This is a genomic window from Streptomyces sp. NPDC092952, from assembly GCF_044754785.1.
Lineage (GTDB): Bacteria > Actinomycetota > Actinomycetes > Streptomycetales > Streptomycetaceae > Streptomyces.
On sequence record NZ_JBIVPT010000013.1, the window covers coordinates 118,488 to 141,822 of the forward strand.

The 23,335-nt window shown below is 71.7% G+C and carries 18 protein-coding genes and 1 pseudogene; 13 read left to right on the forward strand and 6 right to left on the reverse strand.

Annotated features, from left to right (window positions below; all coding sequences use genetic code 11):
• Positions 1-80: 80 nt before the first annotated feature.
• From ACIQGQ_RS26900 to mug, 3 genes are all read left to right on the forward strand, one after another.
• Complete coding sequence (locus ACIQGQ_RS26900) at positions 81-929, forward strand: SGNH/GDSL hydrolase family protein (RefSeq protein WP_402399974.1); 849 nt, start codon at positions 81-83, stop codon at positions 927-929.
• Between the two features lie 512 nt (positions 930-1,441).
• A complete protein-coding gene (gene purB / locus ACIQGQ_RS26905; protein ID WP_366299601.1) occupies positions 1,442-2,884 on the forward strand; it encodes an adenylosuccinate lyase in 1,443 nt (480 codons plus the stop codon).
• A gap of 21 nt (positions 2,885-2,905) precedes the next feature.
• Positions 2,906-3,469: a G/U mismatch-specific DNA glycosylase gene (gene mug, locus ACIQGQ_RS26910; protein ID WP_402399977.1), complete on the forward strand. Its 564-nt coding sequence runs from the start codon at positions 2,906-2,908 to the stop codon at positions 3,467-3,469.
• Between the two features lie 150 nt (positions 3,470-3,619).
• On the opposite strand, the gene ACIQGQ_RS26915 is transcribed toward mug, so the two are convergent.
• On the reverse strand, positions 3,620-4,357 hold the full coding sequence (locus ACIQGQ_RS26915) for an ABC transporter permease (protein WP_402399980.1): 738 nt from the start codon (positions 4,355-4,357) through the stop codon (positions 3,620-3,622).
• Between the two features lie 2 nt (positions 4,358-4,359).
• The gene (locus ACIQGQ_RS26920; RefSeq protein WP_402399983.1) at positions 4,360-5,298 is read right to left on the reverse strand and encodes an ABC transporter ATP-binding protein; all 939 of its coding nucleotides are present in this window, start codon (positions 5,296-5,298) and stop codon (positions 4,360-4,362) included.
• Positions 5,299-5,406: 108 nt separating this feature from the next.
• Here ACIQGQ_RS26920 and ACIQGQ_RS26925 point away from each other — a divergent pair, with 108 nt between their 5' ends.
• The 3 genes from ACIQGQ_RS26925 (at position 5,407) to ACIQGQ_RS26935 (ending at position 8,542) form a co-directional block, all read left to right on the forward strand.
• Positions 5,407-6,627: a sensor histidine kinase gene (locus ACIQGQ_RS26925; RefSeq protein WP_402399986.1), complete on the forward strand. Its 1,221-nt coding sequence runs from the start codon at positions 5,407-5,409 to the stop codon at positions 6,625-6,627.
• A gap of 9 nt (positions 6,628-6,636) precedes the next feature.
• The gene (locus ACIQGQ_RS26930; protein ID WP_402399988.1) at positions 6,637-7,287 is read left to right on the forward strand and encodes a response regulator; all 651 of its coding nucleotides are present in this window, start codon (positions 6,637-6,639) and stop codon (positions 7,285-7,287) included.
• A 97-nt stretch (positions 7,288-7,384) separates the two neighbouring features.
• Entirely contained in the window at positions 7,385-8,542 is a 1,158-nt protein-coding gene (locus ACIQGQ_RS26935; protein ID WP_402399991.1) for an ROK family protein, read from the forward strand.
• Positions 8,543-8,594: 52 nt separating this feature from the next.
• Here the strand turns inward: ACIQGQ_RS26935 and ACIQGQ_RS26940 are convergent, their stop codons facing one another.
• Complete coding sequence (locus ACIQGQ_RS26940) at positions 8,595-9,362, reverse strand: GntR family transcriptional regulator (RefSeq protein ID WP_366299587.1); 768 nt, start codon at positions 9,360-9,362, stop codon at positions 8,595-8,597.
• A 250-nt stretch (positions 9,363-9,612) separates the two neighbouring features.
• Positions 9,613-10,500 carry an RNA polymerase sigma factor SigJ gene (sigJ, locus tag ACIQGQ_RS26945; RefSeq protein WP_402399994.1) on the reverse strand — a complete coding sequence of 296 codons (888 nt, stop codon included), beginning with the start codon at positions 10,498-10,500 and terminating at the stop codon, positions 9,613-9,615.
• A gap of 153 nt (positions 10,501-10,653) precedes the next feature.
• On the opposite strand from sigJ, the gene ACIQGQ_RS26950 reads away from it, so the two are divergent.
• Positions 10,654-11,484, forward strand: a complete 831-nt coding sequence (locus ACIQGQ_RS26950) for an alpha/beta fold hydrolase (protein ID WP_402399997.1) — start codon at positions 10,654-10,656, stop codon at positions 11,482-11,484.
• 75 nt (positions 11,485-11,559) lie between these two features.
• Here ACIQGQ_RS26950 and ACIQGQ_RS26955 read toward each other — a convergent pair.
• Positions 11,560-12,408: pseudogene (locus ACIQGQ_RS26955) on the reverse strand (DMT family transporter); the annotation flags it as partial.
• Positions 12,409-12,455: 47 nt separating this feature from the next.
• On the opposite strand from ACIQGQ_RS26955, the gene ACIQGQ_RS26960 reads away from it, so the two are divergent.
• From ACIQGQ_RS26960 to ACIQGQ_RS26980, 5 genes are all read left to right on the forward strand, one after another.
• On the forward strand, positions 12,456-13,958 hold the full coding sequence (locus ACIQGQ_RS26960; RefSeq protein WP_402400000.1) for a PLP-dependent aminotransferase family protein: 1,503 nt from the start codon (positions 12,456-12,458) through the stop codon (positions 13,956-13,958).
• A 92-nt stretch (positions 13,959-14,050) separates the two neighbouring features.
• Positions 14,051-15,631, forward strand: coding sequence for an alkaline phosphatase D family protein (locus tag ACIQGQ_RS26965; RefSeq protein WP_402400002.1), 1,581 nt, complete (start codon positions 14,051-14,053; stop codon positions 15,629-15,631).
• Positions 15,632-15,713: 82 nt separating this feature from the next.
• The gene (locus ACIQGQ_RS26970; RefSeq protein WP_402400005.1) at positions 15,714-17,087 is read left to right on the forward strand and encodes an SWIM zinc finger family protein; all 1,374 of its coding nucleotides are present in this window, start codon (positions 15,714-15,716) and stop codon (positions 17,085-17,087) included.
• Positions 17,084-19,753 carry a DUF6493 family protein gene (locus tag ACIQGQ_RS26975; protein WP_402400008.1) on the forward strand — a complete coding sequence of 890 codons (2,670 nt, stop codon included), beginning with the start codon at positions 17,084-17,086 and terminating at the stop codon, positions 19,751-19,753. Before ACIQGQ_RS26970 ends, ACIQGQ_RS26975 begins: the two co-directional genes overlap by 4 nt.
• Positions 19,754-20,008: 255 nt before the next feature.
• Positions 20,009-21,457, forward strand: a complete 1,449-nt coding sequence (locus tag ACIQGQ_RS26980) for a GNAT family N-acetyltransferase (RefSeq protein ID WP_402400011.1) — start codon at positions 20,009-20,011, stop codon at positions 21,455-21,457.
• Here the strand turns inward: ACIQGQ_RS26980 and ACIQGQ_RS26985 are convergent.
• Positions 21,425-22,648, reverse strand: coding sequence for a trans-sulfuration enzyme family protein (locus tag ACIQGQ_RS26985; RefSeq protein ID WP_402400014.1), 1,224 nt, complete (start codon positions 22,646-22,648; stop codon positions 21,425-21,427). The two genes, ACIQGQ_RS26980 and ACIQGQ_RS26985, sit on opposite strands and share 33 nt — an antisense overlap.
• Before the next feature lie 59 nt (positions 22,649-22,707).
• Between ACIQGQ_RS26985 and ACIQGQ_RS26990 the strand changes: the two genes are divergently transcribed.
• Positions 22,708-23,220, forward strand: coding sequence for an Lrp/AsnC family transcriptional regulator (locus ACIQGQ_RS26990; RefSeq protein WP_402400017.1), 513 nt, complete (start codon positions 22,708-22,710; stop codon positions 23,218-23,220).
• The last annotated feature ends 115 nt before the right edge of the window (positions 23,221-23,335 follow it).

Genomic DNA, 23,335 nt, shown 5'->3' on the forward strand with positions numbered 1-23,335 from the left:
GGGTCCGGCCGCGCCCCTCGTCCACCGGGCGGCCATGGGCCCCGGAGGGGGCCGGCCCACCGCGATACGATCGCTCCGCCATGGAAACGAATGCCTCCTACACCAGTCTTGTCGCGGTCGGCGACTCGTTCACCGAGGGCATGTCGGACCTGTTGCCCGACGGGTCGTACCGCGGGTGGGCCGATGTACTCGCCGGACGGCTCGCCGCCCGCACACCGGGGTTCCGCTACGCGAATCTCGCGGTGCGCGGCAAGCTGATCGGCCAGATCGTCGACGAGCAGGTCGAAGCGGCCGCGGCCATGCGCGCCGATGTCGTCACGCTCGTCGGCGGGCTCAACGACACGCTGCGCCCCAAATGCGACATGGGGATGGTCCGCGGACGTCTCGAAGAGGCGGTGGAACGGCTCGCGCCCTCGTGCGGAACGCTGGTGCTCATGCGGAGCCCGGGGCGCGCCGGCCCGGTGATGGAGCGGTTCCGTCCGCGCATGGAGGAGCTCTTCGCCCTGGTCGACGACTTGGCGGCCCGGCACGGGGCGGTGGTCGTCGACCTGTACGGGGCACCGGTACTGGGCGACCCCCGGCTGTGGGACGTCGACCGGCTGCATCTGACTGCCGACGGCCACGACAGGGTGGCCGAGGCGGTCTGGCAGACGCTCGGACTGCCGCCCCGGAACGACTGGCGGACGCCGTTGCCGGCCTCCGTGCCGCCCGCTTGGACCGCCCGGCGGGTCGAGGACGCCCGTTTCGCCCGTGAGCATCTGCTCCCGTGGATCGGACGCCGGCTGACCGGCCGCTCCTCCGGGGACGGGCGTACGGGCGCCCAGTACAGCTCCGAGCTGGGCAGGGCGTTCTGGGTCACCCCCGAGAACGACCGGTCCCCCGGCCCGGTCGCGACCTGGCGCCGGGTCGATCCGGCGCCGCCCGCGTAACGCCCCGCCCGCAGGAGTGGCTGCCCGGTGTCCGGCCCGGCCTCGCCACGAAGGATCAGCGCGACGTACCGGCTCCCTCCACCTCGCCCACGCCTGGGCGAGCCGGCGGATCATGGTCACCACCAGCCGGGACGGCCGAACCTGGACCACTCCCGAACCCGTCCCCGGCCCCAGCTGTGCCACCACCGTCACCGGCCGAAACGGACGGCCACCGCTTCGTGGCCGACGCAGGCATCGCGGACCCCTCGGGTACGGCCGCGGCTCGGCCCCCGGCTCGGTCATCAGATCACGGTCCCGCATCGGTTCGGCTCCCTGGATCGAGAAACTTCTTCTCGGGGCCCGGCCATACCGGAATCACCGGACCGGGGTCATGCGCCTTACGCGTGTGCCGCGCAACGGGTGCGAGGCGATGGCCCGGGAACCTCTGACCTGGGCCTTGCGAGTTGGGTAGGTGACCAAGAACGTCCGTGGGCGCTCAGGAGCCCTGAGGGCGGCGGGTAAACTCCGGACACGTGACTGCTGTGTCTGCGAAGCCTCGCATCCCCAATGTCCTGGCCGGCCGCTATGCCTCCACGGAGCTGGCCGTCCTCTGGTCCCCCGAGCAGAAGGTGAAGCTGGAGCGCCAGCTGTGGCTGGCGGTACTGCGCGCTCAGAAGGACCTCGGGATCGAGGTGCCGGACGCCGCACTGGCCGATTACGAGCGGGTCCTCGACCAGGTCGATCTCGCCTCGATCGCCGAACGGGAGAAGGTCACCCGGCACGACGTCAAGGCCCGGATCGAGGAGTTCAACGCCCTCGCCGGCCACGAGCAGGTCCACAAGGGCATGACCTCGCGGGACCTCACCGAGAATGTCGAGCAGCTCCAGATCCGGCTCTCCCTCGAACTGATGCGGGACCGTACGGTGGCGGTCCTGGCCAGGCTCGGGAAGCTCGCGGGCGAGTACCGCGAACTGGTCATGGCCGGCCGCTCCCACAACGTCGCCGCTCAGGCGACCACGCTCGGCAAGCGCTTCGCGACCGCCGCCGACGAGCTCCTGGTGGCGTACGGACGCCTGGAGGACCTGCTGACCCGCTACCCGCTGCGGGGAATCAAGGGCCCCGTGGGCACGGCGCAGGACATGCTGGACCTGCTGGGCGGTGACGCCGGAAAGCTCGCCGACCTGGAACAGCGCATCGCTGCACACCTCGGTTTCGCCCAGGCCTTCACCTCGGTCGGCCAGGTCTACCCCCGTTCCCTCGACTACGACGTGGTGACCGCGCTGGTCCAGCTGGCCGCCGCTCCTTCCTCGGTCGCCAAGACGATCCGGTTGATGGCCGGACACGAGCTGGTGACCGAGGGCTTCAAGCCGGGCCAGGTCGGCTCGTCGGCGATGCCGCACAAGATGAACACCCGGTCCTGCGAGCGCGTCAACGGCCTCATGGTGATCCTCCGCGGCTATGCGTCGATGACCGGCGAACTGGCCGGCGACCAGTGGAACGAGGGCGACGTGTCCTGCTCCGTGGTCCGCCGGGTGGCCCTTCCGGACGCCTTCTTCGCCTTCGACGGTCTGGTGGAGACGTTCCTGACGGTGCTCGACGAGTTCGGTGCGTTTCCTGCCGTCGTCGCCCGTGAGCTGGACCGCTACCTTCCGTTCCTTGCCACGACCAAGGTCCTCATGGGCGCGGTGCGTGCGGGTGTCGGCCGCGAGGTCGCCCACGAAGCGATCAAGGAGAACGCAGTCGCCTCGGCCCTGGCCATGCGCGAGCAGGGTGCCGAGCGCAACGAGCTGCTCGACAAGCTGGCCGCCGACGAGCGCATCCCTCTGGACAGGGCACAGCTCGACGCGCTGATGGCCGACAAGCTCTCCTTCACCGGTGCGGCCGGTGATCAGGTCGGCTCGGTGGTCTCTCGCATCGAGGAGATCGTCAAGCAGCACCCCGAGGCCGCCGCGTACGCCCCGGGCTCCATCCTCTGACGGCCTCGGCCTTCCCACCGGATGACACCCGAAGAGCTCCAGGCCGCCCGTGACCGCACCGTTCCCGACGTGGTCACGGGCGGGCTGCGTGTGCTGTTCTGCGGAATCAATCCGAGCCTGATGACGGGGGCGACGGGCTACCACTTCGCCCACCCCGGCAACCGCTTCTGGCCTGTTCTCCATCGGTCCGGCTTCACTCCTCACCAGTTGCATCCAGCTGAACAGACCGAGCTGCTTCGCTACGGTCTCGGCATCACCAATGTGGTCGCCAGGGCCACTGCTCGTGCGGACGAACTGTCCGCCGAGGAGTACCGGGAGGGCGGGCAGATCCTCCAGGCCAAGGTCGAGAGCCTGAGGCCGCAGTGGCTGGCGATCGTGGGGGTCACGGCCTACCGCACAGCCTTCGGTAGGCGCACCGCGCGAATCGGTCCGCAGGACCACACGATTGGCGGTGCGCGGGTCTGGGCCTTGCCCAACCCCAGTGGGCTGAACGCCCACTGGACCGTTCAATCAATGGCGGAGGAGTACGGCCGTCTCCTCGCCCGCGTCGGTGAGGGCACCGCCTTCACCCCCGAAGCTCCCTGACGCTCCTGTCGGCGATCCCCTGTGTTCCGCTTCCCTTCCCTTGAGGATCAGCCGCCGGCTCCGGATCCGCCATGGATCCCGCTTCTCGCACCTGGCCGCGGGATGCCTTCAGGCATCATGTGGCAGCGCAGAAACCACAGTTGACAGGAGCTACGCGTCCCTGCGTCGTACCGCCCACCAGCCGGCCAGCACGGCGGCCAGTGCCCACGCCGCCGTCACTGCGAGCCCGCCCCATGGCCCGAGACTTCCCTGCGAGGTCTGGTGGAGCACCAACTGCCCCGCGCGGTCCGGCAGATAGTCCGCCGCACCGGCCGCGACATCACCGATGACGAACGGCACGATGAGCACGAACGGGATGAGTAGGCCGAGGACGGTCACCGCGCTGCGCAGCAACGCGGTGAGACCGGCCGCGAACAGTGCCATCAGGGCCAGATAGATCCCTCCCCCGAACGCTGCCCGAAGTGCGCCCGGATCTCCCAGGCCGATCGCGTACTCACCCATGAACAGCTGGCCCACCAGGAAGGTGGTGAAGCTCGTGACCAGGCCGACGACGCCCGCCGCCGCTCCGACGACCGCGATCTTCGCGATGTAGAAGAGGTTTCTGTGCGGTACGGCGGCGAGCGATATCCGCAGCGCGCCGTTGAAGAATTCGCAGGACAGCGCGGTCGCTCCGAAACTGATGGCGGCGAGCTGGCCAAAGTTCAGCGCGTAGAAGGCACCGAAGACGGGGTCGGCTCCCGCGTTGTCCGCCTCTGCCTGGCCGACGGTCGGGAAGACCAGCAAGGTGACGGCGAGCGTCACGGCCAGGACTGCTATCAACGACCCCGCTGTGGACCGGAGCGATCTCACCTTGATCCACTCGGAACGCAGCACTGCGGTGGTCGACATGTTCAGGCCTCCTGGTGAGGGTCGGATTGGATCGGCGCGGACACGAATTCCGCGGTGCTGGTGGTGAGGTCGAGATATGCCTGTTCCAATGTGGTTCGCTCGTCCGCGAGCTCCAGAACCGGAATGCCTTCGGCAGCGGCTATCGCCCCTATCTCTTCCGCTTTCGCCCCTTCGATGGTCCAACGGCCGTCGTCGCCCTGCGTCGGGGTGTAGCCCTTGCAGGTCAGAAGGTCGCGCAGCCGTGTCGGCTCGGTCGTTCGCACTCGGGTTCTGGGACTGCTGCGGGATTCCAGGAACTCCTGCATGGGCATGTCGGCCAGCAGCCGGCCCTGGCCGAGAATCACCAGGTGGTCGGCGAACGACGCGGTCTCGTTCATCAAGTGGCTCGATACCAGGACCGTGCGCCCTTCACGGGCCAAGCGCTTCATCAGCTCGCGGATCCAGATGATGCCTTCCGGGTCGAGACCGTTCGACGGCTCGTCCAGCATCACGATCTCCGGTTCTCCCAGCAGGGCGGCCGCGATGCCCAGCCGCTGACGCATTCCGAGCGAGAAGGTCTTGATCCGGGCGCCGCCGACCCGTGCGAGGCCGGCCTCCTCCAGCACCTCCTCCACTCTCCGCGCACCGATCCGGTTACTGACCGCGAGTGCCGCAAGGTGATTCCGCGCGGTGCGCGAGCCGTGGGCGGCCTGGGCGTCGAGCAGGGCCCCTACTCGACGCAGAGGGTCGGTGAGCTCGGCATACCGTCGGCCGCCGATCGTCGCACTGCCCCGGGTCGGTCGGTCGAGACCGAGGACGAGTCTCATGGTCGTGGACTTGCCGGCCCCGTTGGGACCGAGGAACCCCGTGATGCGCCCCGGGCGCACACTGAACGTGAGGTCGTCCACGGCACGTTTCTTTCCGTACAGCTTGGTGAGTGCCTGGACATCGATGCTGGTCATGTCCTCAGCCTCGCGCCGGTGCCCCGTTGCTCGCCTCACTCGTGCGTGGGGTTCTCCTCCCTCTCCCGGGGGAGCCGCTGCGACCCGGCGGACTGGCACGATGACCGCATGTTCCGCTTCCTGCGACCGCTCGCCTCGTCCGTCACCTACACCCGATGGCTTCATCTGCTCATCCCGGGTGCGGGCTACAGCGTGTGGATCTTCATCTCGCCGGACTCGCCGTGGGTACCCGTACTTTTCGTCGTACCGGTCGGGTTGTTGCCCGGGATGCGGCTCGCCGAGGGAGTGCAGGCGCAGTTGCTGCTCGTTCCGGAGGACCGTGGCAGACCCGATCCCTCCATCTCCGCGACCCCGGCGTCCACCTGGGGCGACCGCTGGCGAACTGTGCTGTGGTTGGAGGCGCGCCTGATACTCGCGGCTCCGGTCTGGTACGTCACGGTGTGGCTGTCGGCGACCGCGGTGGACCTGTTGCTCGCTTCGTTCGGAAAGAACCCGAGCGATGACTGGCTCGCCCGTGGGTGGGGGTCGCACTGGTGGCTCGGTCTGCTCGCACCGCTCTCCCTTCTGCTGCTGTTTCCCGTCGTCGTGCTGAGCGGCCACCTGATCACCGTGATCGCCCGGTGGCTTCTCGGTCCCTCACCTACGCAGCGGCTGACGGAGTTGGAGGAGCGGACGGAACAGTTGCTGGAGCGCAATCGCATCGCACGCGAGTTGCACGACTCGATCGGCCATGCTCTGACGGTGGCGGTCGTGCAGGCCGGAGCGGCTCGTGCGGCACGGGATCCGGCGTTCACCGAGCGCGCCCTCGCCGCGATCGAGGAGACCGGCAGGGACGCGCTCGACGATCTGGAGCGGGTCCTACGGGTCCTGCGCGAGCCGGAGGCGCCGGTGGGGCAGAGACCGACGCTCGCGGAATCGGACCGGCTGCTGGAATCCGCGCGCGGCTCGGGGGCAGAGGTCGCCGCGGACGTGTCCGGCCCTCTGGGGCAGGTTCCTGGTGCGGTCTCCCGCGAGGGGTACCGCATTCTTCAGGAGTCGCTGACCAATGTGCTGAGACACTCGGGAGCAGTCCCCGTCCGTGTACGGATCGCCGTCGCCGAGGGGCGCCTGGAGTTGGAGATCACCAATCCGCTCACGGACTCTTCCGCAGCCCCGGGCGGCGGAAGCGGGCTGCGTGGTATCCGGGAACGGGCGGCACTGCTCGGCGGAAGAGCCGTGGCGGGCCCGCACGAGAAGGAATGGCGGGTGCATGTGGTCCTTCCGTTGGACGGGGTACGGATCGCTCCGCCTTCCCTGAGCGCCCGCCGGGAGCGTCTGGGCAGCCCTTAGGCTGTGCCAATGGCGGTCAGCGTACTTCTGGTAGACGACGAGCCCCTCGTCCGCGCGGGGTTGCGCGCGATCCTCGATGCTCAGCCCGATATCGAGGTCGTGGGCGAGGCCGGTGACGGAGCCGCTGTGATCCCGCTGGTGCGTCAGTTGCGTCCCGACGTGGTGGCCATGGATGTCAGGATGCCGCTGATGGACGGGATCGAAGCCACCCGCACGGTGCTGCGGACGGTGCCGGACCCGCCGAAGATCCTGGTGGTGACGACCTTTGAGAACGACGAGTACGTCTATGAGGCGTTGCGGGCCGGTGCGGACGGCTTCCTGATCAAGCGGGCCCGGCCGACCGAGATCGTGAACGCGGTGCGTCTGGTCGCCGAGGGCGAGTCCCTGCTCTTCCCCGCGGCGGTCCGGCAGCTTGCCGCCGAGTACGGGAGCAGCAAGGCGCGCGCCGCCATGGAGCGGGCGGCTCTCACCGAGCGGGAGTCCGCGGTGCTCCGTCTGATGGCCCGTGGTCTGTCGAACGCCGAGATCGCCGCCGGCCTCGTGGTCGGTGTCGAGACGGTGAAGACCCATGTCAGTTCTGTACTGGCCAAGTTGGGTGCGCGGGACCGGACCCAGGCGGTGATCGCGGCGTACGAATCCGGGTTCGTCGCCCCGAGCTGAGATAGCGGCTCCGAAAGCCGTCGCGTCCCGTGGTCGCCCGGCGCCCGGGTAGCGAGTACCATCCGCCTGACATGCGCTTGAGCTGGGAGGACACACTGTGGGCCGGCTGACCGGCGGAGATCCGTCACTGTTGCGACGCATCAATTCCGCGGTGGTGCTGCACGCGCTGCGTGGAGCCGACTCCCCCACTCTGACGGACCTGACCAGGATCACCGGCCTGTCCCGGCCCACGGTCGAGGGAGTCATGGAGGGGCTCTTCGAGGCAGGGCTGGTCGTCGAGTCGTTGCCCGACGGTGGCGAGACCCGACGTCAGGGACGGCCGGCGCGCCGGTTCCGGTTCCGTGCCGAGGCCGGCCACTTGCTCGGCGTCGAGATCGGTCCGCACCGCGTCTCGGCGCTGCTCTCGGGACTGGACGGCCGGATCATCGGCGCGGGCGCCCGTGAGGTGTCGGAGACCGCCTCCGCCGACGACCGGCTCGACAAGGTCAGGGCCGTGGTGGCCGACGTGCTGCGGCGAACGGGGGTGGCCCGCAGCAGTCTGCGTGCGGTGGGAGTGGGCAGCCCCGGCATCGTGGAGGCGGACGGGACGGTGCGGCTGGGCACCGCATTGCCCGGCTGGACGGGGCTGGCGCTGGGAGAGCGGCTGAGACGTTCCTTCCGCTGCCCCGTCCTGGTGGAGAACGACGCCAACGCGGCGGCGGTCGCGGAGCACTGGAAAGGTGTGGCCACCGAGTCCGACGACGTCGTGTTCGTCCTGGCTGGGTTGAGCCCCGGGGCCGGGTCGTTGATCGGCGGACGGCTGCACCGCGGTTTCGGCGGTGCGGCGGGCGAGATCGGAGCGCTGCATCTGCTCGGGCGGGAGGCGACTCCGGAGCGGTTGCTGTCCACGACGGACACTCCGCTGGACCCGTTGGACGAGCCGGCCGTGGCCCATGTGTTCGCGCAGGCCCGGCAAGGAGATGTCCGGGCCCAGGCGGCGGTCGAGCGGTTCATCCAGCGACTGGTGCACGATGTCGCCGCCTTGGTCCTGGCGTTGGATCCCGAGCTCGTCGTGGTGGGCGGCTGGGCCACTGGCCTCGACGACCTGCTCGATCCCCTCCGCGGTGAGCTGGCCCGCTACTGTCTCCGGCCGCCACGGGTCGCGCTGTCGATGCTCGGTGAGGCGGCCGTGGCCACCGGTGCGCTGCGGCTGGCTCTCGACCATGTGGAGGAGCAGTTGTTCGCGGTGGAGGGAACGGTGACGGCCCGCCGCTGAGGGCTACGGACCGTCACTGTTCCGGCTGCTCCTGCCGTACGTCCGGAGCGGTTCAGGAAGCCTGGCGCTCCGGGCCGTGGTGGCTGATCTCGACATCGCCCGCGTCGCCGAAGGTGAGCCGGCAGGTGTCGGCCCGGTAGGTGGCGACGGAGAGCGCGGCGGTTCCGCCCGCCACCAGGTAGCGGGTGGTGACGACCAGCACGGGAGCGCCGGGGAGCCGGTCGAGCTCCTTGGCGTCGTCCGCCCGCGCCGAGCCCAGCTCGACGGAGCGGTCCTGCCCGTCGAGGCCGAGACGGTGCAGCTCGCGCAGGACGGCACGGGCCCGGGCGGGCCCGGACGGTGCGTCGATCGCGGAGAGTTCGGGTACGGAGGACGCCGGAACGTAGAGGAACTCCGCCGCGACCGTCTGGCCGTGGGTCGTCCGGATCCTGCGTACGACGTGCACCGGCTCGGCGGCGTCCGCCCCGAGCGCGGAGGCGACCGAGGGCGGGGCGGGGGCCGTCGTGGCGTCCACGGCCTGCCATGCCTCCGCGGCGCCGCCGCCGGTCCAGTCCCGCTGGGCCGTGGAGACGGCCACGCCGACGCGCGGCGGGGCGACGGTCGTCCCGACGCCACGCCGGCGCTGGAGCCTTCCTTCGAGTTCGAGCTGCTCCAGGGCCTGCCGGAGCGTGGCCCGGGCGACTCCGAAGCGAGCGGCGAGCTCACGCTCGTTGGGCAGGATCTCGCCCACCGCAAAGTCCGAGTCGAGTGCCTCACTGAGCACGGTCTTGAGGTGCCAGTACTTCGGCTCCTGCACCGATTCCAGCTGCGTGGTCCCCACCCTGTCCTCCGCAATCGCCCAGCGGCTATTCCGCGACGTTATTTATTAAAGGTTCCTGCCTTAACGGTGAGACCATAGGACGGTACACACCCTTGGTCAAGACCAATCCTGCGTCGGTCACGCAGTGGAACGAACCCCTGCCGCAGAGCGTTCACAGGACGTTCGTGATGCCGTGGGACGCGCGCAGCACAAAGCCCCACGGCCGGCGAGGCCATGGGGCTTCGTCCGCAGCGACGCGAGGGGCGTACGGCTACGGGAGGGCGGAGAAGTGCTGAAGCTTGTCGGGGTTGCGCACGATGTACACGCACTGGACGGCCCCGTCCCTGATGTCCAGCTGGACGACGGAGTCGACCTCGCCGCCCACGAGCACCAGGAGCGCCGGACCTCCGTTGAGTTCCAGGAGCCGGGAGTCCAGACGACCGGCCTGCTCACCGGCGACCGCGAGCAGGAAGCGGCCGACCTTGTCCGCACTGTCGATGATCCGCAGCGGCGCCCTGGACTTCCCGCCGCCGTCCCCGACGAGCCGCACGTCGGGCGCGAGGAGCGCCACCAGTTCCTGGAGGTCCCCGCCCGCCGCCGCGGCGAGGAACCGCTCCGTGAGGTCTCGGCGTTGGGCCGGATCAACGTCGTACCGCGGCTTGCGCTCCTCCACGTGGCGCCGCGCGCGCCCCGCCAGCTGGCGCACGGCCGCCTCGCTCCGGTCCAGGGTGACGGCGATCTCCGCGTACGGGAGACCGAACGCCTCGCGCAGCACGAAGACGGCCCGTTCCAGCGGCGACAGGGACTCCAGGACGACGAGCACGGCGATCGACACGGAGTCGGCCAGGACGGCCAGCTCCGCGCTGTCGGGCGCGGCGGGGCCGAATTCGGTGACGACCGGCTCCGGCAGCCACGGCCCGACATACGTCTCACGGCGTGACCGCGCCTGCCTCAGCCGGTCGACGGCGAGGCGGGTGACGACCCTCACCAGAAAGGCGCGCGGCTCGCGTACGTCCTCGCGCGGCGCGGAGGACCAGCGGAGCCAGGCCTCCTGCACCACGTCCTCGGCGTCGGCGATCCGGCCCAGCATGCGGTACGCGACGCCGGTGAGGACGGGGCGGTGGCTCTCGAAGACATCGGTCGTGGTGTCGGCTGTCACTCCCCCATCCCAGCCCACCCGCCCCACCCTGTCCAGCACGACCCGGCCGCCCCCCTTGAACTGCGGGCTACTCGGCGGTAATTGTTGTTGACGAGACGTCTAAATCACTTTCAGGCATGGCCCCTTCATGCCGGATCACCCCGGGAGCCCAGCATGGCCGGCACGGTCTCGTTCAGCGTCGAATCGCCCCATGGGCCCCGGACCGTGTCCGTGGCGTACGAGCGGACCGGTACCGGCGAGCCGTTGCTGCTGCTCCATGGCATAGGTCACCACCACCAGGCGTGGACCCCCGTACTGTCCCCGCTCTCCGCGGAACGGGATGTCGTAGCCGTCGACCTGCCCGGTTTCGGCGAGTCGCCGGAGCTCCCCGAGGGGCTGCCGTACGATCTGCCGACCGTGGTCGCGGTACTCGACGCGTTCTGCACGGAGATCGGTCTGGACCGGCCGCATGTGGCGGGCAATTCCCTGGGCGGAATGCTGGCTCTGGAGCTCGGGCGGCAGAAGCGGGTGCGGTCGGTGACCGCGCTCTCGCCCGGCGGGTTCTGGACCGAGGGCGAGCGGCGTCTGGCGTTCGGCACGCTGCGGGCCATGAGGCGCGCCGCGCGGTCCATGCCGGTCCCGCTGATCGAGCGGCTCTCGCGCAGCGCGGCCGGGCGCACGGCGCTGACCAGCAGCATCTACGCCCGGCCCGGCCGCCGTTCACCTGAGGCCGTCGTCGCGGAGACCTTCGCCCTGCGGCAGGCCACCGGATTCGACCAGACGCTCGCCGCCGGGCGGAGCGCAGCGTTCACCCGTGATGTGCCGGGGCTGCCCGTGACCGTCGCCTGGGGCACCCGGGACCGGATACTGCTGCGCCGACAGGGGGTCAGGGCGAAGCACACCATCCCGGACGCCCGGCTGGTCCGCCTGCCCGGCTGCGGCCATGTGCCGATGAACGACGATCCCGCGCTGGTGGCCCGCGTCATCCTCGACACCAGCCGCTGAAGCGGCGCCAATACGCGTATCCGCACCGTGGACGGCCGCGCGCCGGGACAGGGCACCCGCCCCGAGGGCGACTCCGAGCCCGACGAGCAGACTGCCGCAGGCCTGGGCGGAACCGTAGGACCCGGTGCCGACGACCGGTGCGGTGAGCGCGGCGGAGACCGGGATCAGGCCGGAGAAGAGGGTCGCGCGCTCGGTGCCGATGCGCTGCATGCCCGTGTACCAGCAGACGAATCCGACGACGGTGACCACGGCCGCCTGCCACAGCAGCGCGGCCGTCTCGGCCCCGGTGGGAATGCGCAGCACTCCGCCACCGTCCAGGACCACGCCGAGCAGCGCCGATTCGACGGCCGCGATGCCGCACACGACGGCCGAGAGCAGTCGTGGCCCGAGCGGCCGCAGCACCGGCCCCGCCAGGACGGCGAAGCCGACCTCGCCCGCCAGCGCTCCCGTCGAGCAGAGGATGCCCGCCAGGTCCGTGCGGCCCCAGCCCTGGACGGTGAAGGCCCCGGCGGCGACCAGCCCCGCCGCGCAGAGCACCGTGCGCGTGGGCCGACGTCCGTCCATGAGGGGGACGAGTACGGCGACGACGATCGGCGCGCATCCGACGAAGACTCCTGGGACGGCCGGTTCCGCCGACCGTTCCGCGCCGAGCACGGCCAGGTTGAAGCCGACCATGCCAATGGCGGCCAGCAGTGCGAGCCGCCCCCATTGACGTGGAGTGAGGGTCCGCAGCACGGTGGTCGGCCGACGGCCGCCGCCACGGGCCAGGACCGGTAGGAGCAGGAGTGCCGCCAGGCCGTAGCGCAGCGCCTGGCCGCCCGCGTACGGGTAGTCGCCGAGGACGCTGTTGGCGGTGAAGGAGGCGCCCACGAGGACGCAGGCGAGGGCCGCGAGGAGGGCCCCGCGCAGTGAGCTGACGTTCATGGGACCGACGTTAGGCAGCCGGGCGGACCGGGTTAAGGTCCACTTCCATGACGTCTTCGGGGACCAATTCGGCGACCGGCCCGCAAGCGGCCGGCGCACGCGTCACCGGGCCGCGGGCGGACGGCTCGCGGGCCGACGGGTTCGGCTCCGCCGCCTGGGAGCTGCTGCTTCCGGCCGCCGACGCACCGGTTCGCCGACGTGGCCGCGCCCTGCAGTCCGCCCTGCGTGAGGCCGTGCGCTCCGGCCGCCTCGCGCCGGGCACCCGGCTGCCGTCCAGTCGTGCGCTCGCCGCTGATCTGCGGGTTTCGCGCGGGCTGGTGACCGAGGCGTACGAGCAGCTGACGGCCGAGGGCTATCTGCGCAGCGGACGCGGCGCGGGCACATGGGTGAGCGGCGCGGTCCGGGCCCCGGCGCCCGGGGCACGTGATCTGGCGCCGCGCGCGCCGGGCGTACGCGTGGACTTCCGGCCGGGCACTCCCGATCTGTCGCTGTTCCCGCGCGGCGCCTGGGCCGCCGCCCACCGTTCGGTGCTCGGCCGGCTGCCGCACGACACGCTCGGCTACCCCGACCCCCGCGGTCTGCCGGTGCTGCGGGACGCCCTGGCGGCCCTGTTGTCCCGGCGCCGCGGGGTGGTCGCCGATCCGGAGCGCCTGGTGGTGTGCTCCGGCGTGGCCCAGGCGACGACCCTGCTGGGGTTCGTCCTGCACGGGCGGGGCGCGCGGACTGTCGGCGTGGAGGACCCCGGAAGCCCCGAGCACGCCGACCTGTTCGCGTCGGCGGGGATCACCGCCGTCGGCCTGCCGCTCGACGGCGAGGGGCTCGCGGTCGAGCCCCTCGTGCGCTCGGGCGTACGCGCGGTCGTCACCACGCCCGCCCACCAGTTCCCCACCGGAATCGCCTACTCCGCGCAGCGCCGCGGCAGGCTCCTGGAGTGGGCCCGCGAGGTGGACGGGCTGATCGTCGAGGACGACTACGACGGCGACTTCCGCTACGACCGGGCGGCCGTCGGCGCGCTCCAGGGGCTCGACCCGGAGCACGTCGCCTACACCGGTTCGGTCAGTAAATCGCTGGCCCCCGGGCTGCGGCTGGGCTGGCTGCTCGCCCCTGCGGCCATGACCGAGGAGATCGTCGCCCGCAAACGCACGATGGACCTGGGCAACCCCGCCGTCGACCAGGCGGTCCTCGCCGATTTCATCGTCCGGGGCGGCTACGACCGGCAGTTGCGCCGCTGCCAGCGCGCCTACCGGGAGCGCCGGGACGCACTCACGTCGGCGCTGGCGGAACACTTCCCCGGGGCCGAGGTCAGCGGGATAGCCGCCGGTCTCCACCTCATCGTCGATCTGCCCGAGCGGTACGGGCCCGAGCCGCTCTTCCTGGCCCGGGCGTCGGAGGCCGGAATCGCCCTGCGGCCGCTCAGCACCTGCGGCACCGCGGAACCCGGGCACGGAGCCGTCCGGCTGGTCGTCGGCTACGCCCATCTGTCTCCGCAGGAGATCGGGACAGGGGTACGACTGCTGGCCGATTCTCGACGGCGCCGGGAGTTCATCTGAGGTTGGCGTGCCCGCTGCCGAGGGGCACGAAGGTGGGAGCGTCCGACGAGCCACCCGTTCGTTCCGCCGACCGCTGCCCGAAAGGCGCCTCGATGCCGAACCTCCCCCCGTTCCCGTCCCCTGCCCGCCGCAGTGTGCTGCGTGGTTCGCTCGCAGCGTCGGCCGCGCTCGCACTCCCCGCGGTGGGTGCCGCCGCGCCCGCCTTCGCCCTGTCCGGCCGACCGCGCGCGGAGTGGGGTGTGCAGGTGGGCGACGTCACCTCCTCGTCCGCGCTGGTCTGGGTGCGGTCGGACCGGCCGTCCCGGATGATCGTGGAGACCTCGGCCACGGAGTCGTTCCGGCGCGCCCGCACCTGGCACGGCCCGCTCCTCGGCCCCGGCACCGACTTCACCGGGACGACACCGCTGTACGGGCTGCCGCCGGGCGAGCAGGTGCACTACCGGGTGGTCCTCGCCGACCCCCACGACCCCCGGCGCACCGGGAAGCCGGTGTACGGGACCTTCCGGACGGCGCCCGCCCTGCGTCGGGACGGGGTGCGTTTCCTCTGGTCGGGGGATATCGCGGGGCAGGGCTGGGGCATCAATCCGGACATCGGCGGCTATGTGGTGTACGACGAGATGCGCCGCCTCGACCCGGACTTCTTCCTCTGCAGCGGTGACAACATCTACGCGGACGGGGTGATCGAGCCGAGCGTGACGCTGCCCGACGGACGGGTCTGGCGCAATGTCACCACCGAGGAGAAGGCCAAGGTCGCCGAGACCCTCGCCGAGTACCGCGGGAACTTCCGCTACAACCTGCTCGACCACAATCTGCGCGCGTTCAACGCCCAGGTGCCCTCGATCGTGCAGTGGGACGACCACGAGGTGCGCAACAACTGGTACCCCGGGCAGATCCTCGACGACGCCCGGTACACCGAGAAGAACGTGGACGTACTCGCGGCCCGTTCGATGCGGGCCTTCCGCGAGTACTTCCCGGTGTCCACGCTGCACTCCCGGTCCGGGGACGGACGGGTGCACCGGGTCGTCCGGCACGGTCCGCTGCTCGATGTGTTCGTCCTCGACATGCGGTCGTTCCGCAACGCCAACTCCCCCGGCCGGCAGCCCGACGACACGACGGGCATCCTGGGCGCCGAGCAGCTCAGGTGGCTCAAGAACGAGCTGTCCCGGTCCCGCGCGGTGTGGAAGGTGATCGCCGCCGACATGCCGCTCGGACTGGTGGTCACCGACGGTGCCACGGACTTCGAGGCGGTGGCCCAGGGCGACCCCGGAAAGCCGCTCGGGCGCGAGTTGCAGATAGCGGAGCTGCTGCGGTTCATCAAGCACCGGCGGATCACCGGCACGGTCTGGCTGACGGCCGACGTGCACTACACCTCGGCACAGCACTACGCGCCGGAGCGCGCGGCGTTCAAGGACTTCGCGCCGTTCTGGGAGTTCGTCTCGGGGCCGCTCGCGGCAGGGCAGTTCCAGGCGAACGACCTCGACGCGACCTTCGGTCCCGACCGGGTCTTCGTGCGCGCGCCCGACCGGGCGAACGTGTCACCGATGGAGGCGCCGCAGTACTTCGGCGAGGTCGACATCGACGGCGGCAGCGGCGAGTTGACCGTGCGGCTGCGGGCCCAGGGCGGTTCCGTGCTGTTCACCAAGGTGCTGCAGCCGGGACGCGTCGGGCAGTGATCCGCTGACGGGCGAACGGCGTTCGGCTCCCGGACACCCCGGCCGGGGGCCGATTGTCAGTGGTGGGTCCTACGGTTTTCCCATGACCCGATCCGTTCAGGCACTGGCCTACGCACGCTCGTCCGCCCTGGAGTCCTCGCAGGCCGGGCCGCTCCTCGGGCTGGAGACCGCCGGGGGGCTCACCCCCCGGGGCGCCGAGCCCCACCCACGGTTCTTCTCCGGTTTCCTCACCTCTCCGGCGGTCGCGGCCCGGGGGCTGCTCGCCGTGGCGGACGTCGCGTCCGCGCGTTACTACCAGCGCACGTTGCCGTCCTCGCTCGACCCTGTCGTGACGGGCAACGGGGACCGTCTGCGTTTCGAGTCGTTCTCCGGCTGCTGCGGCGTGTACGCGCGCCTGGATGTGCTCCAGGAGGGTCTGGACGGCGGGCTGACGGACCACGGCACCACCAATGTGGATGTCAACAACCCGTTGCGGGAGGCGCTTTCGCGGATATCGGGGGACGATCCGCTGCATCTGCGGGTGGGCCCGGAGGAGCTGGCCGTGACCACGCTGGACGGTCCGGTCGTGGAGAAGAAGGTGCCGCTGCCCGACCGGTGGCTGCGCGGATTCGCGGAGGCTCAGGTGGCCTCCGCCGGGTTCGATCTGCGGGCCGAGCTGCCGGCCGCCGAGGCCGTGCGGTTCCTGCGCTCGCTGCCCCGTTCGTCGGGGAGCTCCTCGCGCGGCGCCCGGTGGGTGGTGCCCGCCGGAAAGACGCTCCGGCCGACGACCCGGCCGGTGGCGGGGGCCGTGTGCCTGCCGGGCCCGGAGCGGCTGGGCGCACTGCAGCGGGTGCTGCGCCACGCCACCTCCCTGCGGGTGTACGGGCCGGCCGGCGACGGGGCAGCGACCGCGAGTGCCTGGGAGGCCGTGCTGCCGGGCATGCGGCTCACGCTGACGCTCTCGCCGGACGCCTCGCGCGGGTTCTCCGGTGAGGGCGGGGTGCTGGAGGCGCTGGCCACCGACGACGCGGCGGCCGACGCCGAGCTGGTGTCCGTGCTGCTGGCCTGGGAGCCCCGGATCGACACCGCGGACCTGGCGGCCCAGTCCGGCCTCACGGTGGAGCGGGTCCGGGCGGCGCTGACCCGGCTGGGGACGGCGGGCCGGGTCGGCTACGACCTCGCGGACGCGGCGTACTTCCACCGGGAGCTGCCGTACGACGCGGACCGGGCCGAACGGCACAATCCGCGTCTCGTGGCGGCCCGGCAGCTGGCCGGTTCGGGCGCGGTGGAGCTCGACGCGGACATGGCGGCCGTGACATCGGGTGATCATCGGTACCAGGTGAGGGAGAAGGACGGCGTGCTGAGTTGTACCTGCACATGGTGGGCGGACTACCGCGGACGGCGCGGCCCGTGCAAACACGCGCTGGCCGTCCGGATGGTCCGGCGCGGGGCGCTGGTCGCCGGAGGTGCGCGATGAGCGAGCTGATGGCCGCCGTACGGGAGTCGCGCGCGCACGAACTGCCGGCTCTGCTGACCAGGATGGACACGGCGCAACGCCGGGCGGCGCTGGTCGAGCTGAAGGCCCTCCGCAAGGAGAAGCGGGGCTGGAGCTGGGACAGTCAGAGGAAGGTCATCAAGCCGCTGCTCGTGGCCGGTGCGGGCTGTCACACCGGAGCGGCGGCGTGTGCCACCTGGATCGCGGGCCGGGACCTGCTGGGCTGGGACCGCCCTCCCTTCACCCTGGTCGTCGCGGCCCTCGCGGACCGTGACCCGGAGTGGCTCGGCGATGTCGCACACCGGCTGGCGGCCCGGCCCGCGACGGCGGAGATCACCTACGACCTGATCTCCCGGCTGGTGCGGAAGTCCCAGTGCGCGGTGCCCACGACGGAGGGCTTCGTGCGGGGCTGGCTCCAGACCGTGTCGTCCCACCAGTGGCAGCGGAAGCAGAGGAAGCCGTTCATCGACGTGCTCCGGGCCGACCCGTTCGCACCGGTGCTGCTGCCGCGGATCTTCGAAGTGCAGGAGCTGCCGCCGCAGATGCTCTGGTCCTACGAGACGGACGACGAGCGCCGCTGGGACGTCACTCTGGCCGCGCTCCCCCAGACGGGTCTGCTGGAGCGCCCGGCGCTCGTCGACGGCTGCGTGACCCGGCTGCTCCGTGGTGGAAAACCGGGTGAGCAGCGCTTCTTCCTCAGTACGCTGCGCCTTCTCGCCCTGACCGAGCAGGAGGAGGCGGAGCGGGTCCCGGACTGGATCGGGATGGCCTCGGACGCCATGTCCACCGTCGCCGCCCACGCCCAGCAGGTGCTCGGCCGGCTGGACGAGCGCGGCGGGCTCTCCGTGCGGGCGCTGGCGGAGGTGTCGGGCGCCGTGCTGTTCCGCACCGAGAAGAAGCTGGTCCGGTCCCAGCTCGTGCTGCTCGGCAAGGCGCTGCGCCGTGATCCGTCGGCCGCCGACGAGCTGCTGCCGGTGGTCGCGGGCGCCTTCGAGCACGAGGACATCGACGTGCGGGAGCGGGCGCTCAAGCTCGTCGGCCGTCATCTGTCGGCCGCCGGAACCGGGGTGCGGGAGGAGCTCGCCCTGTCGGCGTCGTCGCTCGGCCCGGCGCACCGCACGCTGGTGGCCGAGGTGTTCGGCACCTCGGCGGACGGGGAGCCGGAGGCGGAGGAGTACGAGGAGGTGCTGCCCCCGGCGCCGGTCGCCCGGCGCCTGGACCCGGTGCCCGCGTCGCTTCCCGAGCTGGTCGAGGACGTGGTGGTTCTGGGCCGCGCCTCCGCGCCGGAGGTCCCGGTCCTCGAACGGGTACTGGACGGCCTGGTGCGTCATGCCCACACCGACCGGTCGGCACTGACCGGGGCGTTGCGCGACGCGCTGACGGGCCAATGGTGGATGACCGGCGGATCGGGGGAGGGGGATCTGCCGCACTGGTCCGTCCGGCAGATCCGCTCGGCGGAGGGGATCGAGCCGGTCCTGGCCGTACTGCTCGGGTATCTCTCGCCCCAGGTCGTGGCGGACGAGCTCGCGGCCTGGACGGGTACGGGGTCCTGCGTCCACGACTCGCTCCAGGGGATTGCGCGGGCCCGGGTGTGGGATGCCGCCGACGCCGTTCTGACCGGCGATCGCCCGTTCCTGGTGGCGACCCCGACCTGGCACACCGGCTCGCTCGACCCCGCGGTACTGGTCCAACGGCTGCGGGAGTACCAGCGACTCGGCCTGCGGCCCGGCCAGACCGACTTCGCCCAGGCCATGCTGCGGGTGCGGCGTCGCGGGCAGGACGGGGCAGCGGCGGAGGCCGAACTGCTGGGAACGCCCGAGGGCGAGCGGCTGGCCGCCTGGCTGCGGGCCGACGAACCGCTCGCCGAGGTGCACCGCTTCGATCTGGAGAAGAAGGCCAGGCGGGGGCAGACGGTCGAGCGGACGCACCGGATTCTGCTGGCCACCGAGGAGCGCCCGTTCGTCAGGGAGGTGCTCCCGCGCTCCTTCCACTGGCTCGGGCAGCCGCAGACCCCGACGCACAGCCCGTGCTACCACTGGGACGAGCGTCAGGAGCTCTGGACCGCCACTCTGCCGGAGGACGCCGAGACCCTGGCCGCCTGGCTGCTGCCGCACGCGGCGAACGACGTGGTCGAGGAGATACAGAACGGCATACGGTCGCTCACACCGCTCGCCGAGCTCGGCGGCCCCGCGGGCGAGGCTCTTCATCTGACGCTGGCGTACGAGCTGGGTGCCCGGTATCCCGAGGACCGTCTGGCCGCGGTGGACGCCCTGCTGATCCTCGCCACCCAGCAGCGGCTCGACGCGGCGCTGCTCGGCGACCGGATCTCGGTCCTGCTCGGCCACGGGCTGATCAAGCCCAACCGCCTCGCGGACTCCGTCCGCACCGCCGCCCTGACCGGCGCGTACCGGACGGTGCTCTCCGTCCTGATCGGAGTGCTGCCCGGGGTGCTGGCGCACGAGAAGGCTCCGCGCGGAGCGGGCGACCTGCTCGGCGTGGCGGCGGAGTGCGTCGAGCACTGCGGTACGACGGGGGCCGGGGACATACCGGGGCTCGCGGAGACCGCCGCGCGTGGCGGGTCCTCGCAGCTGGTCCGCCAGGCCAAGCGGCTGGCGGAGGCGTGGAAGGCCGATGTCGCGGGCAAGTGACGGTCCCGTCCCTCGGAGCGGACACCCTCGGAACGGACGGCGCCTGGGATCGATGACCGCCCAGAACCCGGGGGCGCCCGGAGCCGACGGCCGCCCCCGGATGCCCCGTGGCTGCTCGGAGCCCACGGGGCATCCGGGCCCAGGAATGTTCGGAACCCGCGGCCGAAATCGACCTGAAAGGGATCAGATTCGCATGTAACCCATCGGTCACAGCGTGTTCGTGGTCAGGCAACAACACTCGGTCAGAGTGGGTGCATGACTGACACGACATCCGCGAAGACCGCCCATCGCCGCCACCACTGGCGGCGGGACGTGATCGAGCTGGCCGCGGTCTTCACCGCGGTCGCGGTGGCCGACGCCGTCGCGAACCTGATCGGTCACCAGCCGGGAGGACCGTATCTGTTGATCGTCTCGGCGCTGGCGCTGGCGGTGACGGCCGGGTTCCACACCTGGTGGGCCCGCCGTCACAGCCACGCCCCGCCACCGCACGACGGCACGCGCCCGGCCACATCCCCGTCCCCGTCCGACACGGACACCGGTGCCGAGGCCGAATCCGGCTCCGGCACCGGGGCGCGGGCAGCGGCCGGCGCGGGCCGGGCGCCGACCGTCGAGGGCACGGCGTTGTGGCGGATGCGGACCACGGTGCGGGATGTCCCCGGCAGCCTGGCGATGGTGTGCGCCGCCCTCGCCCGGCACCGGGTGGATATCCTCACCCTCCAGACCCACCCGCTGGCCCGGGGCACGGTGGACGAGTTCCTGCTGCGCGCCCCCGCACGGCTTCCCGCGCGGGAACTCGGCCGGGCGGTCTCCACCGCCGGGGGCAGTTCGACCTGGATCGAGCGGGCCGACGCCCACGATCTGGTCGACGCCCCGACCCGCGTCCTGGGCCTCGCCACCCGCACGGCACTCGATGCCGCCGAACTCCCGCTCGCCCTGAGGCAGTTGCTCGGCCGGTGCACCATCCGCTCGCTGCCCGCCGTCTCGGCCACCGGCCGGAGGACCGGCGCGAGCACGCCCGTCGAAGGAGTGCTGGAGGAGACGGTGATGCGGCTGCGCGACCCCTCGGGAGGCGCCCTCACGATCGAGCGGCCGCATCTTCCTTTCACTCCGACCGAGTTCGCCAGGGCACGTGCCCTGGTCGAGCTCGATGCCCGGCTCGGCCCCCGCGTCCCACGCGGCGCACAGGTGCTCACCCTGCCCGAGGGCAACGAGATCACCGTACGCCGTGCCGACCCGACCGACCTCCCGGCCGCACGCGCGATGCACGACCGCTGCTCCGACCAGACACTGCGGATGCGCTACCACGGTCCGGTGCAGGACGCCGACCGCTACCTCGACCACCTGCTCGGCCCCCGCTTCGGCCGCACCCTCGCCGTACAGACCGCCTCGGGCCGGCTGGTCGCGCTCGGCCACCTGCTCTGGGACGGCGACGAGACCGAGGTGGCCCTCCTCGTCGAGGACGACTGGCAGCGCCGCGGCATCGGCTCCGAGCTCCTGCGCCGACTGGTCGCGCTCGCGATCGAGGCCGGTTGCGAGAGCGTCTACGCCGTCACCCAGGCGTCGAACACCGGAATGGTCGCGGCCATGCGCTCGCTCGCCCTTCCGCTGGACTACCAGATCGAGGAGGGCACCCTGGTCGTCACGGCCCGGCTGGACGCGACGCCGGTCCGTTCACTGCCCCCCTACGAGCAGGCCGGCCGCTGACTGGCCGGTCCCGGCCGCCGGGTGCTCGGCGTACTGCGCGCCGAGCGCCCGGTCGAGGTCGGCCCACAGGTCCTCCACGTCCTCCAGGCCGACCGACATCCGCAGCAGCCGGTCCCCGACGCCGGAGGCGTGCCGGTCCCCCTCGTCCACGATGCGGTGGCTGATGGAGGCCGGGTGCTGGATCAGGGTGTCCACGCTGCCGAGGCTGACCGCCGGTGTGACGAGCCGTACGGCCGAGATCACCCGGTGCGGATCGCCGTGCACCTCGAACGAGACCATCGCACCGCCCAGTTCCGGGTAGTGGACCCGGGCGACACGCGGATCCGCGGTCAGCCTGCGGGACAGTTCGGCGGCGCTCGCGGACGCCGCCCGCACCCGTACCGGAAGGGTGGCCAGGCCCCGCAGCAGCAGGAACCCGGCCATCGGGTGCAGCACTCCGCCGGTGGCGAAGCGCACCTGTCGCAGCCGGGCCGCGAACTCCTCGTCGCAGGCCACCACCCCGCCCATCACATCGCCGTGCCCACCGAGGTACTTGGTGGCACTGTGCAGCACGATCCGGGCACCGTCCTCGACGGGCCGCTGGAGCACCGGCGTGGCGAAGGTGTTGTCGACGAGCAGCGGCACCGAACCGCAGGAGTGGGCGACCGCCCGGATGTCCACCTCGGCGAGCGTCGGATTGGCGGGGGTCTCCACCACCACCAGCCCGGTCTCCGGGCGGATCGCCTCGGCGATGCCCGCCGGGTCGGTCCAGGTCACCTCCGTACCCAGCAGACCCGCGCCGAGCAGGTGGTCGCTGCATCCGTAGAGCGGGCGGACGGCGACCACATGGCGCAGGCCCATGCTCGCGCGGGCCAGCAGCACGGCGGTCAGGGCCGCCATTCCGCTGGCGAACGCGACGGCGCTCTCCGTTCCTTCGAGCCGGGCGAGGGCGGTCTCGAACCGGGCCGTCGTCGGGTTGTCCAGCCGCGCGTAGACGGGCGGACCTTCGAGCCGGGCGCCGGTCGTGGCGAAGGTGTCGATCCGCTCCGCCTCGGCCCGGGAGTCGTACGACGGGTAGGTGGTGGACAGATCGATCGGCGGGGTGTGCAGTCCGAGGGCGGCGAGGTCGTCGCGGCCCGCGTGCACGGCTTCGGTGGCGAGCGCCCGGGACCGGTCGGGAACCGGGGGCGCCGTCGGGGTTTCGGTGTCCATGCCTCCACTCTGAACATGTACCGGCCGGTCCGGCACAACACCCGTGCTACGTTCGGCCAATGGCCGATTCTGTCGCTCTCGACCCGGTGGACCTGCACATTCTGCGGCTGCTGCAGAACGATGCCCGGACCACGTACCGCGAACTGGCCACCGCGGTCGGGGTGGCTCCGTCAACCTGCCTGGACCGGGTGGCCAGGCTCCGCCGCTCGGGCGTCATTCTCGGCCACCAACTGCGGCTGGACCCGGCGCGGCTCGGCCGGGGCCTGGAGGCTCTGCTCTCCGTACAGGTCCGGCCGCACCGCAGGGAGCTCATCGGCCCGTTCGTCGAGCGCATCAGGGCGCTGCCGGAGTCCCGCGCGCTGTTCCATCTGACCGGCCCCGACGACTACCTGGTCCATGTCGCGGTCACCGGCACGGCCGATCTGCAGCGTCTGGTGCTGGACGAGTTCACCTCCCGCCGCGAGGTGGCGCGGGTCGAGACCAGGCTGATATTCCAGCAGTGGGAGTGCGGTCCGCTGCTGCCACCGGCCACGGACCCACCGGAATCGGACCGCAGGGACCGAACGCCGTGACGCGGGGACCGAACGGCCGGACCGCCGGGGCCCGACGATGTGAAGCGGCCGCCCGGCCATGTGACGCGGCGGCGTAACGATGTGACGCGGAGGCCGTCGCCGTACGAGGATGTCC